This is a genomic window from Pseudomonas umsongensis (assembly GCF_012647205.1).
In the GTDB taxonomy this organism is placed as follows: Bacteria; Pseudomonadota; Gammaproteobacteria; order Pseudomonadales; family Pseudomonadaceae; genus Aquipseudomonas; species Aquipseudomonas umsongensis.
Genome location: NZ_CP051487.1, coordinates 57,051 through 73,845 on the forward strand (window position 1 = coordinate 57,051; position 16,795 = coordinate 73,845).

General features: G+C 60.2%; 14 protein-coding genes. 4 read left to right on the plus strand and 10 right to left on the minus strand.

Annotated elements, in window-relative coordinates; translation table 11 throughout:
* Window positions 1-5: 5 nt before the first annotated feature.
* From pstB to HGP31_RS00310, 5 genes are all read right to left on the minus strand, one after another.
* Complete coding sequence (pstB, locus tag HGP31_RS00290) at window positions 6-839, minus strand: phosphate ABC transporter ATP-binding protein PstB (RefSeq protein WP_020797931.1); 834 nt, start codon at window positions 837-839, stop codon at window positions 6-8.
* A 131-nt stretch (window positions 840-970) separates the two neighbouring features.
* A complete protein-coding gene (gene pstA, locus HGP31_RS00295; protein WP_020797932.1) occupies window positions 971-2,641 on the minus strand; it encodes a phosphate ABC transporter permease PstA in 1,671 nt (556 codons plus the stop codon).
* A 15-nt stretch (window positions 2,642-2,656) separates the two neighbouring features.
* Window positions 2,657-4,939 (minus strand): ABC transporter permease subunit, encoded by a 2,283-nt coding sequence (locus HGP31_RS00300; protein ID WP_033042684.1) that lies wholly within the window; start codon window positions 4,937-4,939, stop codon window positions 2,657-2,659.
* 190 nt (window positions 4,940-5,129) lie between these two features.
* Entirely contained in the window at window positions 5,130-6,128 is a 999-nt protein-coding gene (locus tag HGP31_RS00305) for a phosphate ABC transporter substrate-binding protein PstS (RefSeq protein WP_020797934.1), read from the minus strand.
* Window positions 6,129-6,280: 152 nt separating this feature from the next.
* Complete coding sequence (locus HGP31_RS00310) at window positions 6,281-7,579, minus strand: MFS transporter (RefSeq protein ID WP_168757000.1); 1,299 nt, start codon at window positions 7,577-7,579, stop codon at window positions 6,281-6,283.
* 362 nt (window positions 7,580-7,941) lie between these two features.
* On the opposite strand from HGP31_RS00310, the gene HGP31_RS00315 reads away from it, so the two are divergent.
* On the plus strand, window positions 7,942-8,346 hold the full coding sequence (locus HGP31_RS00315; RefSeq protein WP_007896491.1) for an acyl-CoA thioesterase: 405 nt from the start codon (window positions 7,942-7,944) through the stop codon (window positions 8,344-8,346).
* A 73-nt stretch (window positions 8,347-8,419) separates the two neighbouring features.
* The gene (locus HGP31_RS00320; protein ID WP_168757001.1) at window positions 8,420-9,319 is read left to right on the plus strand and encodes a D-hexose-6-phosphate mutarotase; all 900 of its coding nucleotides are present in this window, start codon (window positions 8,420-8,422) and stop codon (window positions 9,317-9,319) included.
* Window positions 9,320-9,403: 84 nt separating this feature from the next.
* On the opposite strand, the gene HGP31_RS00325 is transcribed toward HGP31_RS00320, so the two are convergent.
* The 5 genes from HGP31_RS00325 to HGP31_RS00345 form a co-directional block, all read right to left on the minus strand.
* A complete protein-coding gene (locus tag HGP31_RS00325) occupies window positions 9,404-9,940 on the minus strand; it encodes a DUF3299 domain-containing protein (RefSeq protein ID WP_083349920.1) in 537 nt (178 codons plus the stop codon).
* Window positions 9,941-10,023: 83 nt separating this feature from the next.
* Window positions 10,024-10,269 carry a GlsB/YeaQ/YmgE family stress response membrane protein gene (locus HGP31_RS00330; protein ID WP_020797938.1) on the minus strand — a complete coding sequence of 82 codons (246 nt, stop codon included), beginning with the start codon at window positions 10,267-10,269 and terminating at the stop codon, window positions 10,024-10,026.
* A gap of 112 nt (window positions 10,270-10,381) precedes the next feature.
* Window positions 10,382-11,464 carry a 5-(carboxyamino)imidazole ribonucleotide synthase gene (locus HGP31_RS00335; protein ID WP_020797939.1) on the minus strand — a complete coding sequence of 361 codons (1,083 nt, stop codon included), beginning with the start codon at window positions 11,462-11,464 and terminating at the stop codon, window positions 10,382-10,384.
* Between the two features lie 11 nt (window positions 11,465-11,475).
* Window positions 11,476-11,967 (minus strand): 5-(carboxyamino)imidazole ribonucleotide mutase, encoded by a 492-nt coding sequence (gene purE / locus HGP31_RS00340; protein ID WP_007971731.1) that lies wholly within the window; start codon window positions 11,965-11,967, stop codon window positions 11,476-11,478.
* 328 nt (window positions 11,968-12,295) lie between these two features.
* Complete coding sequence (locus HGP31_RS00345; protein ID WP_033045512.1) at window positions 12,296-13,213, minus strand: LysR substrate-binding domain-containing protein; 918 nt, start codon at window positions 13,211-13,213, stop codon at window positions 12,296-12,298.
* Between the two features lie 180 nt (window positions 13,214-13,393).
* On the opposite strand from HGP31_RS00345, the gene aspA reads away from it, so the two are divergent.
* Window positions 13,394-14,818, plus strand: coding sequence for an aspartate ammonia-lyase (gene aspA / locus HGP31_RS00350; protein ID WP_020797941.1), 1,425 nt, complete (start codon window positions 13,394-13,396; stop codon window positions 14,816-14,818).
* Between the two features lie 409 nt (window positions 14,819-15,227).
* Window positions 15,228-16,679, plus strand: coding sequence for an alanine/glycine:cation symporter family protein (locus HGP31_RS00355; RefSeq protein ID WP_168757002.1), 1,452 nt, complete (start codon window positions 15,228-15,230; stop codon window positions 16,677-16,679).
* The last annotated feature ends 116 nt before the right edge of the window (window positions 16,680-16,795 follow it).

Here is a 16,795-nt window from a genome sequence, read left to right on the forward strand (position 1 = left end):
GCTTACTAGCCATAACGACCGGTGATGTAGTCTTCGGTCTGCTTCTTCGCCGGATTGGTGAACAGGGTATCGGTATCGCCGAATTCCACCAGTTTGCCCATGTACATGAACGCCGTGTAGTCGGAAACCCGCGCGGCCTGTTGCATGTTGTGGGTCACGATGACGATGGTGAACTTGGATTTCAGCTCGTAGATCAGCTCTTCGACTTTCAGCGTCGAGATCGGGTCGAGTGCCGAGCAAGGTTCGTCGAGCAGCAGCACTTCCGGCTCCACGGCGATGGTACGGGCAATCACCAGGCGTTGTTGCTGACCACCGGACAAGCCCAGCGCCGATTCATGCAGACGATCTTTGACTTCGTCCCACAGGGCCGCGCCTTTCAACGCCCACTCAACCGCTTCGTCGAGCACGCGTTTCTTGTTGATGCCCTGGATACGCAGGCCGTAGACCACGTTCTCGTAGATGGTTTTCGGGAACGGGTTCGGCTTCTGGAACACCATGCCGACGCGACGACGCAGCTCGGCCACGTCTTCGCCCTTGCGGTAGATGTTGTTGCCGTAGAGGTTGATCGCGCCTTCGACACGGCAACCGTCCACCAGGTCGTTCATGCGGTTGAAGGTGCGCAGCAGCGTCGACTTGCCGCAGCCGGACGGGCCGATGAAGGCGGTCACGCGCTGTTTCGGGATGTTCATGCTGACGTCGAACAGTGCTTGTTTGTCGCCGTAGAACAGGCTCAGGCCCGGCACTTCGATGGCCACGGTTTCCTGCTCGAGGCTCAGGCTCTGTTTGTCGCGACCCAGGGCCGACATGTTGATGCCGTGGGTATGTGCTTCGTGCTGCATGGGAGGCTCCCTGTGCTAACAAATTCGGTTCAATTTTTGTGGGAGCCAGCCTGCTGGCGAAGGGGCCATCAATGGCGCCAAAAGCTTCGCGAGCAGGCTCGCTCCCACATAGAAATAATTGCTGCTGCTAATCAGCTATCCAGCGCCTTGTACTTCTCGCGCAGGTGGTTACGGATATAAACGGCCGACAGGTTCAACGTCGCGATCACCAGCACCAACAGTAGCGCCGTGGCGTACACCAACGGCCGCGCGGCTTCGACGTTCGGGCTTTGGAAACCGACGTCATAGATGTGGAAGCCCAAGTGCATGATCTTCTGGTCCAGGTGCAGGTAAGGGTAATTACCATCCACCGGCAGCGACGGCGCCAGCTTCACCACACCCACCAGCATCAGCGGCGCCACTTCACCCGCGGCGCGTGCCACGGCGAGGATCATGCCGGTCATCATGGCCGGGCTGGCCATTGGCAATACGATCTTCCACAAGGTTTCCGCCTTGGTCGCGCCGAGGGCCAACGAGCCTTCACGCACGGTGCGAGGAATCCGCGCCAGGCCTTCTTCGGTGGCCACGATCACCACCGGCACCGCCAGCAGCGCCAGGGTCAACGATGCCCACAACAGGCCCGGTGTACCGAAGGTCGGCGCCGGCAAGGCTTCAGGGAAGAACAGGCGGTCGAGTGAGCCACCCAGCACGTAGACGAAGAAGCCCAGCCCGAACACGCCATAGACGATCGCCGGAACGCCCGCCAGGTTGTTCACCGCGATGCGGATCACCCGGGTCAGGGTGTTCTGCTTGGCGTATTCACGCAGGTACACCGCGGCCAGTACGCCGAACGGGGTCACGATCATCGCCATGATCAACGTCATCATCACGGTGCCGAAGATCGCCGGGAAAATCCCGCCTTCGGTGTTCGCTTCACGCGGGTCGTCGCTCAGGAACTCCCAGACCTTGCTGAAGTAGAAACCGATCTTGGTAAAGGTGCCCATGGCGTTCGGCTGGTAGGCGTGAACCACTTTACCGAGGCTGATTTCGATTTCCTTGCCGTTGGCATCGCGGGCAGTAAGGCTGTCGCGGTTGAACTGCGCGTGCAGATCGCCCAGACGGGCCTCGATGTCCTGATAACGGGCATTGAGCTCGGCGCGCTCGGATTCCATGTCCGCTTGCGCAGCGGCGTCGAGCTTGCCGTCCAGTTCCAATTTGCGGCCGTGCAGGCGGATGCGTTCGAGACCGGCGTTGATCGCGCCGATGTCGGACTTCTCCAGGGTCTTGAGCTGGGCAGCCAGCTGATTCACGCGGTTGATCCGCGCCTGCAGCTCGGGCCATGCAGCCTCGCCTTCGGCAATCACCTTGCCGTCCTGTTTGACGTTGACCAGGTAGCCGTAGAAATTGCCCCACTCGCGACGCTCAAGCGCCATCAATTCGACCGGCGTTTTCTGATTGGTCAGCCACTCGCCGACGATCCACGTGAAATCGGTGCCGTTCAGGTCACGGTTGCCGACCTTGATCAGCTCGCGGGTCATGAACTCCGGGCCGTCCTCAGGCACCGGCAGGCCGGCACTCTTCAAACGCGCACGTGGCACTTCTTCCTTCTGCACTACTTCGCCGATGACCAAATGATTGGCCTGGCCCGGCACGTCGTAGCTGGCGTGGATCAGGTCCGCCGGCCAGAAGTGACCCAGGCCGCGCACGGCAATCACCGCCAGCAGGCCAATGGTCATGATGACCGCGATGGACACCGCGCCACCGCTGATCCAGACGCCCGGGGCGCCGCTCTTGAACCATCCTTTCAGGGAGTTCTGTTTCACAGACTTCTACCTTTCTTAAAGCGACGAGTATTTCTTGCGCAGACGCTGACGAATCAGTTCCGCGAGGGTGTTCATGACGAAGGTGAACAGCAGCAGCACCAGCGCCGAGAGGAACAGCACGCGGTAGTGGCTGCCGCCGACTTCCGACTCCGGCATTTCCACCGCGACGTTGGCGGCCAGGGTACGCAGGCCTTCGAACAGGTTCATTTCCATGACCGGGGTGTTACCGGTGGCCATCAACACGATCATGGTTTCGCCGACCGCACGACCCATGCCGATCATCAGCGCCGAGAAGATGCCCGGGCTGGCGGTGAGGATCACCACGCGGGTCATGGTCTGCCACGGCGTTGCACCGAGGGCCAGCGAGCCCAGGGTCAGGCCGCGCGGCACGCTGAATACGGCGTCTTCGGCGATGGAGTAGATGTTCGGGATGACTGCGAAGCCCATGGCCAGGCCGACCACCAGGGCGTTGCGCTGGTCGTAGGTGATGCCCAGGTCGTGGGAGATCCACATGCGCATGTCGCCGCCGAAGAACCAGTTCTCCATGAACGGGCTCATGTACAACGACAGCCAGCCGACGAACAGGATCACTGGAATCAGCAGGGCACTTTCCCAGCCGTCAGGGACTTTCAGGCGAATCGATTCCGGCAGTCGGCTGAAGGTGAAACCGGCGACCAGGATGCCGATTGGCAGCAACATCAGCAGGCTGAAGATGCCCGGCAGATGCCCTTCCACATAAGGGGCGAGGAACAGACCGGCGAAGAAACCGAGGATCACCGTCGGCATCGCTTCCATCAGCTCGATCACCGGCTTGACCTTGCGGCGCATGCCCGGAGCCATGAAGTACGCGGTGTAGATCGCCGCGGCGACGGCCAGTGGAGCGGCCAGCAGCATGGCGTAGAACGCGGCTTTCAGGGTACCGAAGGTCAGCGGCGACAGGCTCAGCTTGGGTTCGAAGTCGGTGTTGGCGGCGGTCGATTGCCAGACGTATTTAGGCTCGTCGTAGTTCTCGTACCAGACCTTGCTCCACAACGCGCTCCACGACACTTCCGGGTGCGGGTTGTCCAGCAGCAACGGTTGCAACTTGCCGCCGGCCTCCACGATCACGCGGTTGGCCCGTGGCGACAGACCGAACAGGCCCTGGCCTTCGACCACCTGGTCGACCAGCAGGGTACGGTGTGCGGTGCTGTGGAACACGCCGAGCTTGCCCGAGGCGTCGAGGGCGACGAAGCCCTTGCGGCGCTCTTCGGCGGTGATTTCAACGATGGGCGTGGTGCCCATCTGGAAGGTGCGGATCTGCTTCAGGCGCTGCTCACCATCCGGGTCGCGGGCCATGAACCACTGGGCCAGACCACCTTTGGAGTCGCCAAGGATCAGCGAGATGCCGCCTACGAGCTGGGTACTGGCGGTAATTTCGGCTTCACCGTTTTCCAGCAGTTTGTAGCGACCGTTCAGGCTCTTGTCACGCAAGCTGAAGACGTCGGCCTGGGCACGACCGTTGATCACGTACAGCCACTGCTGACGCGGGTCGACGAAAATGTTCTTCACCGGCTCGGTCATCTGCGGCAGATCGATGCGCTTCTGCTCGCTGGTGATTTCGCCTGTCATCATGTTTTCTTCGCTGGTCAGCGACAAAACATTGAGTTGCGAACCGGTAGAACCCACCAGCATCAGGGTCGAATCGTTGGCGTTGAGGCTGACGTGTTCCAGCGCACCACCCGCCTCGTTCAGCGTGATCGGGGATTCGCCATACGGGTATTCAATGGCTGGCGAGATGGTCTTCTTGCCGTCCGGGTAGCTGACTTTGTAGGTGTGGCGGAACACCATGGCCTGGCCGTTGGACAAGCCCACCGCCACCAGTGGGTGACCTGGCTGGTCGTCACCGATGGACGTCACGCTGGCACCGGCCGGGATCGGCAGATCGACGCGCTTGAGTTCGACACCACTGTCGATGTCGAAGAACAGTGCCTGGCCCTTGTCGGAAACCCGCATCGCGACCTGGTTCTGCTCTTCCAGGGAGATCATCAACGGCTTGCCGGCGTCTTGCATCCAGGCCGGCGTGATGGCGTCCTTGGATGTCAGGCTGGCCCCCTGAAACAGGGGCGCAACGACGTAGGCGAGGAAGAAAAAGATCAGCGTGATCGCGCCGAGAACGGCGAGGCCGCCCACCAGGACGTACCAACGGGTCAGGCGATCCTTGAGCGCGCGGATACGGCGCTTGCGTTGTAGCTCAGGCGTATTGAAATCAATTCGCTTGGGGGGATTTGTAGTCATTGTGGAATTGGCCAGATCATTCATTCGCACACCCTAGCGATCCTGTATGACAGAAAGATGACAGTGCAGTGACGCAACAAATCCGCCGCCCGGTGAAACCGGCAGCGGAGCGAAAAATTTGGGGGTGTTGGAACGCAATTCCGTGGCGAGGGGATTTATCCCCTCACCACACAAGCCCCCCAAAGAGATCCGGGGTTAGCCCCGGATCAGGGTTTTACTTTTTTGCGACTTCGGTACCTTCCTGCAGACCCAGGTCAGCCAGTGCTTTTGCTGCAACCTTGGCTGGCAGCGGGATGTAGCCGTCTTTCACCACGACTTCCTGGCCCTGCTTGGACAGAACCAGCTTCACGAACTCGGCTTCCAGCGGGGCCAGAGGCTTGTTCGGGGCCTTGTTGACGTATACGTACAGGAAGCGGGACAGCGGGTACTTGCCGTTCAGGGCGTTTTCTTCGGTGTCTTCGATGAACTCGCCGCCTTCTTTCTTGGCCAGGGCAACGGTTTTCACGCTGGCAGTCTTGTAGCCGATGCCCGAGTAACCGATACCGTTCAGCGAGGAGCTGATCGACTGCACGACCGAAGCCGAACCTGGCTGTTCGTTGACGTTTGGCTTGAAGTCGCCTTTGCACAGGGCTTCTTCCTTGAAGTAGCCGTAGGTGCCGGATACCGAGTTACGACCGAACAGTTGAAGCGGCTTGTTGGCCAGGTCACCGGTCACGCCCAGATCACCCCAGGTCTTGACGTCGGTCTTGGCGCCGCACAGGCGAGTCGAGGAGAAAATCGCGTCGACTTGAGCCATGGTCAGGCCCTTGATCGGGTTGTCCTTGTGCACGAATACAGCCAAGGCGTCCACGGCAACCGGGATAGCGGTTGGCTTGTAGCCATACTTGGTTTCGAAGGCTTGCAGCTCGTTATCCTTCATCTTGCGGCTCATCGGGCCCAGGTTAGCGGTGCCTTCGGTCAGCGCAGGTGGCGCGGTAGACGAACCGGCGGCCTGAATCTGGATGTTTACGTTCGGGTATTCTTTCTTGTAGTTCTCAGCCCAGAGGGTCATGAGGTTGGCCAGGGTATCGGAACCGACGCTGGACAGGTTGCCCGACACACCAGTGGTCTTGGTGTAGCTCGGGATAGCAGGGTCAACAGCGGCAACCGCGTTGGCAGTCGCAACGCCAGCAGCGACAAAAGTCATTGCCGCCATCAAACGCTTCAGTTTCATGCCTTACTCCTAGCAGATAGGGTGTGTTATTCGGGGCCAAGTATCAGCAGGCCGTGTGAACACTCTATGGCTGAAATATGACAATTGGATGAAAGGCCAGCATCTGCCGACAGATCGTTCCCACGCTCTGCGTGGGAACGATCGGCGGTGAATTAGCGCCCTTTCTTCCAGAGATACGCCCCCACCAAAATCCCGACCCCGCACAGCACCGCCACGTAATACGCCGGTCCCATCGGGCTTTCCTTGAGCAGCAGGCTGACGACCATCGGCGTCAAACCACCGAAAATCGCGTAGGCCACGTTGTACGAGAACGACAGGCCGCTGAAACGCACCACTGGCGGGAACGCCTTGACCATCACGTACGGTACCGCGCCGATGGTGCCCACCAGCAGACCAGTCAGGGCATACAGCGGGAACAACCATTCGGGATGGTCGGCCAGGCTGTGATAGAACGTCCAGGAACTGGCCAGCAATGCCGTGCATCCGACAACGAACACACGCCCCGCACCAAAGCGATCCGCTAACGCACCGGCAATGATGCAGCCAATGCTCAGGAACACGATTGCCACACTGTTGGACTGCAACGCGGTGGTTGGCGCGAAGTGGTACACCGTCTGCAGCACGGTCGGGGTCATCAGGATCAACACCACGATGGCGGCGGACAACAGCCAGGTCAGCAGCATCGAAATGGCAATTGCACCGCGATGGTCACGCAGCACCGCGCGCAACGGCACCTCCTCGGCCAGAGCCTTGCGCTGCTGCAGCTCGGCGAACACCGGAGTTTCGTGCAGCCAACGGCGCAGGTACACGGAGAACAGACCGAACACGCCACCGAGCAGGAACGGGATCCGCCAGGCGTAATCCGCCACTTCAACTGGCGTGTAAATGCTGTTGATCGCCGTGGCAACCAGGGAACCCAGCAGGATACCCGCCGTCAGGCCGCTGGTCAGGGTGCCGCAGGCATAGCCGACATGCCGTTGCGGTACGTGTTCAGAAACGAAGACCCAGGCACCCGGCACCTCACCGCCAATTGCCGCGCCCTGGATCACCCGCATCAGCAGCAACAGGATCGGCGCCCACATGCCGATCTGTGCATAGGTCGGCAACAGGCCCATGATCAGGGTTGGCACCGCCATCATGAAGATGCTCAGGGTGAACATCTTCTTGCGCCCCAACAGGTCCCCAAAGTGCGCCATCACGATGCCGCCCAGTGGCCGCGCCAGGTAGCCGGCGGCGAAGATGCCAAAAGTCTGCATCAAGCGCAGCCACTCGGGCATGTCCGCCGGGAAGAACAGCTTGCCCACCACCGTGGCGAAGAACACGAAAATGATGAAATCGTAGAACTCCAGCGCGCCGCCCAGGGCCGACAGCGATAGCGTCTTGTAGTCGTTGCGGGTCAGCGGACGTGCGGATGGGGAAGGCTGCGCGATACTCGAGGGCGCTGTGGTCATGGCAAGGGCTTCTCTTATAGTCAGGTCTGCCGCCCCAACAACGCTGGCAAGGGCTCGGGCAGGACCGGCACGATAGCAAATTGTTCGAAAAAGCACATAGAGGCGCGTATTTGATGGGCAAAATGAGAACCGGACGGTCGTATCGGAGTCTATCGACCGATATACTCGCAATTGTGTAATAGCTTGTAAGGGGTTGCTGTGCGAAAACGCCTGTCAGGTTCATAGGCGATTTCGCAGAGTTTCCCTTTAGGCGCCTTACGAAAAACGTGACGAACGCAGTGAGTTCGGGGATGAATCGTTTTTCCAGGACGGCTATTTATCCGCTACACAACGAAGAGTCACGGGTCAGAGGCACCCCCCGCATGATAGAGCTCGAACAAGAAGATCCGATCCCGCAAGGCGACCTGGCCCTGCAAATTACCGCGCTTCCTCGCGAAACCAACGGCTTTGGCGATATTTTCGGCGGCTGGCTGGTGGCGCAGATGGACTTGGCCGGTACTGCGATGGCCAGCAAGGTGGCTGGCGGTCGCGTGGCCACTGTCGCGATCGACCGCATGGCATTCCTGGTTCCGGTCGCAGTGGGCGCCCAGCTCTCCTTCTATACCCAGGCACTGGAAATCGGCCGCAGCTCGATCCAGATGATGGTCGAGGTCTGGAGCGACGATCCACTGTCCAGCGAATGGCGCAAAGTTACCGAAGCGGTGTTTGTGTTCGTCGCCATCGATGGCAGCGGCCGTACTCGTTCGGTTCCGCCCCGGGCACGTTAAAAACGGGCTGCGTTAAACCCGATAAGCGTTTTGCGGTCCATTGCAGTCATTGTTACTGATCGAGAGCTGTCCCATGAGCACGCCCAACGTTGAAGCCGTCAAACTGGATGAACTGAACTGCTGGCGCATCCGCCACGGCCAGGCCGAATTGCTGGTGGCCCAGCAAGGCGCGCACATCCTCAGCTATCAAGTGGCCGGCCAGCCACCGCTGATCTGGCTCAACGACGAGGCCGTGTTCAAGGCGGGCAAAAGCATCCGCGCCGGTGTGCCAGTGTGCTGGCCGTGGTTCGGCAACCTGGCGCGCAACCCGCAGAGTGTCCAGGCAATGCGCGTCAGCAGCGAACCCGCCGCCGCTCACGGGCTGGTACGGGCGATCGACTGGGAATTGGGCGGCATCGAGGCCGAGGGCGAAAGCCTGAAGATCGAGTTCCTCTTGCCTTGCCCCGAAGGCGGCTTGCCTGGCTGGCCGCACAAGGTCGACCTGAAGTTGAGCATTCGTCTGAATGAGCAACTGCATATCAGCCTGACCAGTCACAACCAGGGCACCGACACCGTCACGATCAGCCAGGCGCTGCACAGCTATTTCGCCGTCAGTGATGTGCGAAATGTGCATGTCGAAGGGCTGGACGGGCTGAGCTATATCGAGACGCTGGACGACTGGAAAACCGTGACCCAGTCCGGTGACTTGCACTTTACCGGCGAAACCGATCGCATTTACCTCGATACGCCGACCCAGCTCAGCATTGTCGACCCGTCCTGGGAGCGGCGTATCGAGCTCACCAGTTCCGGTTCACGTTCGGCTGTAATCTGGAACCCATGGACCGAACGCGCCGCGGCTTTCAGCGACATGGCCGACGATGGCTGGCAACGCATGCTGTGCATTGAAACGGCAAATGTGATGGGTGATGTGGTGGCTTTGGCTCCGGGGGCCAGTCATACACTCGGCGTGAGTATTGGCAGCAAAGTGCTTTAAGATCAAAAGATCGCAGCCTGCGGCAGCTCCTACACAGATCCCTGTAGGAGCTGCCGCAGGCTGCGATCTTTTTGCTTCACTCGATCACAGGTCCGATTCCTGCACCACCCTCACCTTCGCCGCGTCCAGCGCATACGCCGCATCCGCCAGGTCATTGCTGACCTTCTCGATCTTCAGCGTGCCGGTCACCCACAGCGGCGTGTAGATATCCTCCAGCTTCAAACCCTTGGGATAACGCACCAGCACCAATTGATTGGGTGGCGGCGGCGGTACGTGGATGCAGGCCCCCGGGTATGGCACAAGGAAAAACAAGGTGCTGCGGCCCTTGGCGTCGGACTCCAGCGGTACCGGATAGCCACCGATACGGATGTCCTTGTCGTTCATGGACGCTACGGTCTTGGTCGAATACATCACCGCGGGCAAGCCCTTGCTCTGCTTCATGCCACCTTTTTCAGTGAAGGTGCCATTGGCTTCCGGAGAGTCGTGGTCGATTTCAGGCATGGCCTCGAGGGCTTTCTGGTCCGACTTGGGCATCAGTTCGAGCCAGTCGGTTTCCGGCAGCTCGCCGGCATGGGCAAGGCCCGTACTCAGTAAAACAAGAGTCAGCAGAAGACGTCGCATGAAAATGCCCGGTAGGGTTAAGGAGATCGCCGGGCATTCTAGTCCTCCCGGGCTGCGCAGCCGAGAGGACTTTGTCGCTTGAGTCAGTTCTTTTTGATCAAGCCGTAGATCACCAGCAAGATGACGGCGCCCACTAGTGCGCCGATGAAGCCTGCGCCTTCACCCGCTTGATAGAGACCCAGAGCCTGGCCGCCGTAGGTGGCTGCCAGCGAACCGCCGATACCAAGCAGGATGGTCATGATCCAGCCCATGCTGTCATCGCCCGGTTTAAGGAAGCGTGCCAGCAGGCCGACGATCAAGCCGATAAAGATGGTTCCGATGATTCCCATGGCATTTCCCTCTGATTAAATGGCAGTGTCCAAAGCCTAGTCAGACTTTGGCATCCTGCCATGAGAGAACGGCGGTCCCTGAATGGTTCCGCCGCTGCCACATGAAACTGTTTTACTCGGCGATGAGCGCTTCGACCTTGAGGATCTGTGCGGCCAGCGTTTCGCGGTCTGCACAGCGCAGATTGGCGTGACCCACCTTGCGGCCGACCTTGAATGCCTTGCCGTAGTGATGCAGGTGGCAATCGGCGATGGCCAGGACTTTGTCGGTCTCCGGCACTTTACCGATGAAGTTCAGCATTGCGCTTTCGCCGACCTTGGCGGTTGAACCCAGCGGCAGGCCGGCGACCGCCCGCAGGTGGTTTTCGAACTGGCTGCACTCGGCACCTTCGGTGGTCCAGTGCCCGGAATTGTGTACGCGCGGGGCAATTTCGTTGGCCTTCAGGCCCCCGTCGACTTCAAAGAACTCGAACGCCATCACGCCAACATAATTCAGCTGCTTGAGCACACGGCTGGAATAATCTTCGGCCAAGGCTTGCAACGGGTGATCGGTGCTGGCCACGGACAGCTTGAGGATGCCACTGTCGTGGGTGTTATGTACCAGCGGATAGAACCTGGTTTCGCCATCGCGGGCGCGCACGGCGATCAGCGAGACTTCGCCGGTGAAGGGTACGAAACCTTCCAGCAGGCAAGCCACGCTGCCCAGCTCGGCGAAAGTGCCAACCACATCTTCAGCTGTACGCAGGACTTTCTGGCCCTTGCCGTCGTAACCCAGGGTGCGGGTTTTCAGCACGGCTGGCAGACCGATGGAAGCCACGGCGGCGTCCAGATCGGCTTGCGACTGAATGTCGGCGAACGCCGGGGTTGGAATGCCCAGGTCCTTGAACATGCTCTTTTCGAACCAGCGATCACGAGCGATGCGCAGGGCTTCGGCACTCGGGTAAACCGGCACGAACTGCGACAGGAACGCCACGGTTTCCGCCGGGACGCTCTCGAACTCAAAAGTCACCAGATCGACTTCATCGGCCAGCTGACGCAGGTGATCCTGATCGCCGTAATCGGCGCGCAGATGCTCACCCAACGCGGCGGCACACGCGTCCGGCGCCGGGTCGAGGAAAGCGAAGTTCATACCCAGCGGAGTTCCCGCCAGCGCCAACATGCGACCCAATTGGCCGCCACCGATTACACCGATCTTCATCGTCAACAACCTCAGGCGATGCGTGGGTCTGGATTTTCCAGGACGCTGTCTGTCTGTTCAGCACGGAAGGTTTTCAGCACCGCGTGGAACTGCGGGTGCTTGGCGCCCAGGATACTCGCCGAAAGCAGGGCGGCGTTGATCGCACCGGCCTTGCCGATGGCCAGGGTGGCGACCGGAATGCCTGCTGGCATCTGCACGATGGAGAGCAGCGAATCGACGCCCGAGAGCATCGCCGACTGCACCGGCACGCCCAGCACCGGCAGATGGGTCTTGGCTGCACACATGCCAGGCAAGTGGGCTGCGCCACCGGCACCGGCGATGATCACCTCGATGCCACGCGCCTCGGCTTCTTCAGCGTACTGGAACAGCAGGTCCGGGGTGCGGTGGGCAGAGACCACTTTCACCTCGTAAGGGATGCCGAGCTTTTCCAGCATATCGGCGGTGTGGCTAAGGGTGGACCAATCGGACTTGGAGCCCATGATCACGCCAACCAATGCACTCATCGTCGTGCCTCTTCTCTCTGGGCGCCCGCAGGCGCATCAAAAAACAACAAGCCACGCAGAATGCGTGGCTTGATTGTACGAATTATGGCCAGGCGAACCGGCCGAAGGCCGCGCAGTATACCTCAATGAAGCAGATAAACAGCCCCCATTGCGACCATCTGTCACCCACCGCAAAGCACCGGATTTATTGACCTGAAGGTCAATCCAGTACACCACGAATTCCTGTTGGAGCTGGCTTGCCTGCGATAACGTCGACACATCACACATTTATGTTGATTTTGCTGGCCCCTTCACGGGCAAGCCCGCTCCTACAGGGTTTTCATTGTGTTCAAGAATTGGTCGCGCCCTGCGCTGCCCCGCCTTCCAGCTTGCGCCACAACAACCTCACGTTGGCTTTGCGCACCAACGCGCAGCGGTACAAACGAATCTCCAGCGGCACATGCCATTGCGGGCCACCACACACCACCAATTCACCGCGCGCCAGCTCGGCGCGCACACTCAGTTGTGGTACCCAGGCAATCCCCAGGCCTTCCAGGGCCATGCTCTTGAGGCTATCGGCCATGGCGGTCTCATACACGGTGGTAAAGCGCAGCGCGCGCTGGCGCAGCAAACCATTGACCGAACGCCCAAGAAACGCTCCGGCGCTGTAGGCCAGCAATGGCACGCTTGCCTCGCCCTCCAGGTCGAACAGGGGCTTGCCCTGCTCGTCTGCCGCGCACACCGGGAGCATTTCGGTGTGCCCAAGGTGCAAGGAAGGAAAAATCTCAGGGTCCATCTGCATGGCCGCGTCCGGGTCATAGAACGCCAGCATCAAGTCACAACCGCCCTCGCGCAACGCATGCACGGCGTCGCCAACGTTGGTGGCGACCAACCGTGTGGCGATGTTCAAGCCTTCATTGCGCAGTTGCGCGATCCAGCGAGGGAAAAACCCAAGAGCCAGTGAGTGTGCCGCCGCGACTTGCATCACTTCGCCCTGCCCGCCTTCCAGATGATGCAGGTGGCGCAGCACCTCACCGAGCTGCTCGACCACGGTACGCGCGGTAACCAGGAACAACTGGCCTGCCGCCGTCAGCTCGACCGGCGTGCGGGAGCGGTTGACCAGGGTCAATCCCAGCGCGGCTTCGAGGCTGCGGATTCGGCGGCTAAAGGCCGGTTGAGTCACAAAGCGGCGTTCCGCTGCCTGGGAGAAGCTGCGGGTGGCGGCCAGGGCACTGAAGTCCTCCAGCCATTTACTTTCCAGATTCATCACATCCTCCCGGACACGCACCAAATTAGGTCACACGCTCGCCGTCAACATGGCGTCACATGGGCATTATGCCGAATGTGCATAGGCCAGTGTTTAACAGCATTGGCCCAAAATTCTCCACAAGCCTAGCATTTGCAGTGTTCCGGCACAGCCCGGGTCCATATTGAGATGATTTCTATCATGTCCTCCGCTGCATCATTCCGCACAGAAAAAGACCTGCTTGGCGTACTCGAAGTACCGGCTCAAGCGTATTACGGCATCCAGACCCTGCGAGCGGTGAACAACTTCCGTCTCTCCGGCGTTCCGATCTCGCATTACCCGAAGCTGGTAGTCGGCCTGGCCATGGTCAAGCAAGCCGCCGCTGACGCCAACCGCGAGCTGGGTCACTTGAGTGAAGCCAAGCACGCGGCCATCAGCGAAGCCTGTGCACGACTGATCCGCGGCGATTTCCACGAAGAATTCGTGGTGGACATGATTCAAGGCGGCGCTGGCACTTCTACCAACATGAATGCCAACGAAGTCATCGCCAACATCGCGCTGGAGGCCATGGGTCACCAGAAGGGCGAATACCAGTACCTGCACCCGAACAACGACGTGAACATGGCGCAGTCGACCAACGACGCCTACCCGACCGCGATCCGCCTGGGTCTGCTGCTGGGTCATGACGCGCTGCTGGCCAGCCTCGACAGCCTGATCCAGTCGTTCGCCGCCAAAGGTGAAGAATTCAGCCACGTCCTGAAGATGGGCCGTACCCAGCTGCAAGACGCTGTGCCGATGACCCTTGGCCAGGAATTCCGTGCGTTCGCCACGACCTTGGGCGAAGACCTGGCACGCCTGAAGACCTTGGCACCCGAGCTGCTGACCGAAGTGAACCTGGGCGGTACCGCAATCGGCACCGGCATCAACGCCGACCCGCGTTACCAGCACCTGGCCGTTCAGCGCCTGGCCACCATCAGCGGTCACCCGCTTGTACCGGCAGCCGACCTGATCGAAGCCACCTCTGACATGGGCGCCTTCGTGCTGTTCTCCGGCATGCTCAAGCGCACCGCGGTCAAGCTGTCGAAGATCTGCAACGACCTGCGCCTGCTGTCCAGCGGCCCACGAACCGGCATCAACGAAATCAACCTGCCGGCGCGTCAGCCAGGCAGCTCGATCATGCCAGGCAAGGTCAACCCGGTAATCCCGGAAGCCGTGAATCAGGTAGCGTTCCAGATCATCGGCAACGACTTGGCCCTGACCATCGCGGCCGAAGGCGGCCAGCTGCAACTGAACGTGATGGAGCCGCTGATCGCCTTCAAGATCTTCGACTCGATCCGCCTGTTGCAACGCGCCATGGACATGCTGCGCGAGCACTGCATCACCGGCATCACCGCCAACGAAGAACGTTGCCGTGAACTGGTCGAGCACTCGATCGGCCTGGTGACCGCGCTGAACCCGTACATCGGCTATGAAAACGCCACCCGTATCGCCCGCATCGCCCTCGAAAGCGGCCGCGGCGTATTGGAACTGGTGCGCGAAGAAGGTCTGCTCGACGACGCCATGCTCGCCGACATCCTGCGCCCGGAAAACATGATTGCCCCGCGTCTGGTGCCTCTGAAGGCTTAACCAACGCTGTAGCACCGCTCACCAGGTCGAGGGACTAGACACCTCTCACCTTTTGAGGGCTTGGAGATTTCTCTCCAAGCCCTTTTTTTTACAAGCGAAAAGATCGCAGCCTTCGGCAGCTCCTACGGGGGAATGCGGTCCCTGTAGATACCGCAGGCTGCGATCTTTTGATCTTGCACCACAACCGTGCAGACGGACGGCACTGTCATCGGTATAGTGCCGCCCCTCTTCGCGTGAGCGGTCGTCGGTAGCGAGGCCACAACCCATGCGAAACCCGAACTAACAACAAACCCGCGATATGAATCCGGGACGAACTTCGCCTGATCCGTTATGCCGTGCGCGAACGGATGTAACACGATGTTTCTTCCTGGCCAGCATCTGCCTACACAAAAAACAGCGAGGAATAACCATGCTCGAAGTCATTAACGACTTCCTCTCAGGGAAAGTACTGATCGTGCTCATTGTCGGGCTCGGTAGCTACTTCACGATCCGCTCGCGTTTCGTTCAATTGCGTCACTTCTTCCACATGTTCGCGGTGTTCCGGGACAGCCTCAAAAGCAGCGCTGGGCAACTCAGCTCGTTCCAGGCCCTGATGCTCAGCCTTGCCGGTCGTGTCGGCGCAGGCAACATCGCCGGTGTCGGTATTGCCGTGACACTGGGCGGCCCCGGTGCCGTGTTCTGGATGTGGGTGACCGCACTGGTCGGCATGTCCAGCAGCTTCTTTGAATGCTCCCTCGGCCAACTCTACAAACGCACTGATTCCGACGGCACCTTCCGTGGCGGTCCGTCCTATTACATTCAGCACGGCCTGCAGAAGCGCTGGTTGGGGATGATCATGGCGTTCCTGCTGCTGATCACCTTCGGCTTCGCCTTCAACGGCCTGCAATCCCATGCCGTGACCCACTCGCTGAACAACGCTTTCGGCCTCGACACCACCTGGACCGGCCTTGGCCTTGCGGTACTGCTGGGCCTGGTGTTCATCGGTGGGATCAAGCGCATCGCCAAGGTCGCCGACCTGCTGGTGCCAGTGAAAACCCTGGTGTACATCGGCGTGACCATCTACGTGATCGTGCTGCAGTTCGATCAGGTACCGGGCATGCTGATGACCATCGTTAAAAGCGCCTTCGGCCTTGACCAGGCATTTGGCGGCCTGATCGGCAGCGCGATTATCATGGGCGTTAAACGTGGCGTATTCGCCAACGAAGCGGGCCTGGGCAGCGCGCCGAACGTGGCCGCGGTGGCCTCGGTCGAGCACCCCGTCGCCCAAGGCGTGGTTCAAGCGTTCAGTGTGTTCCTCGACACCTTCGTGATCTGCACCTGCACGGCCCTGCTGATCCTGCTCTCGGGCTTCTACACCCCGGGCTTCGAAGGCGACGGTATTGCCCTGACCCAGAACTCCCTGGCTGCCGTGGTCGGTGACTGGGGCCGGATGTTCATTTCCGTGGCGCTGGCGTTGTTCGTGTTCACCTCGATCCTCTACAACTACTACCTGGGTGAGAGCAACCTGCGCTTTTTGATCGGCGAAAACCGCAAGGCACTGATGGGCTACCGTGCGCTGGTTCTGGTGCTGATCTTCTGGGGCGCCATCGAAAACCTCGGGACCGTGTTCGCCTTTGCCGACATCACCATGACGATGCTCGCGTTCGTCAACCTGATCGCGCTGTTCCTGCTGTTCAAGGTCGGCATGCGCATCCTGCGCGACTACGATGACCAGCGTGCAGCCGGGATCAAGACGCCGGTGTTCGATTCGAGCAAGTTCCCGGACCTGGACCTGGATCGCCAGGCCTGGCCAGCCAATCCGCCTACAGTCACCACCAAGGCCGAAGCCGTGCCGCAAGGCGTGCCCGCAGCGCAACGCTGATCGGTTAAAGTGCGAAATCCCTTGTGAGAGCGGGCTTGCTCGCGAAAGCGGTGTATCAGACAACACTAATGTCGCCTGACACTCCCTCTTCGCGAGCAAGCCCGCTCCCACAGGAC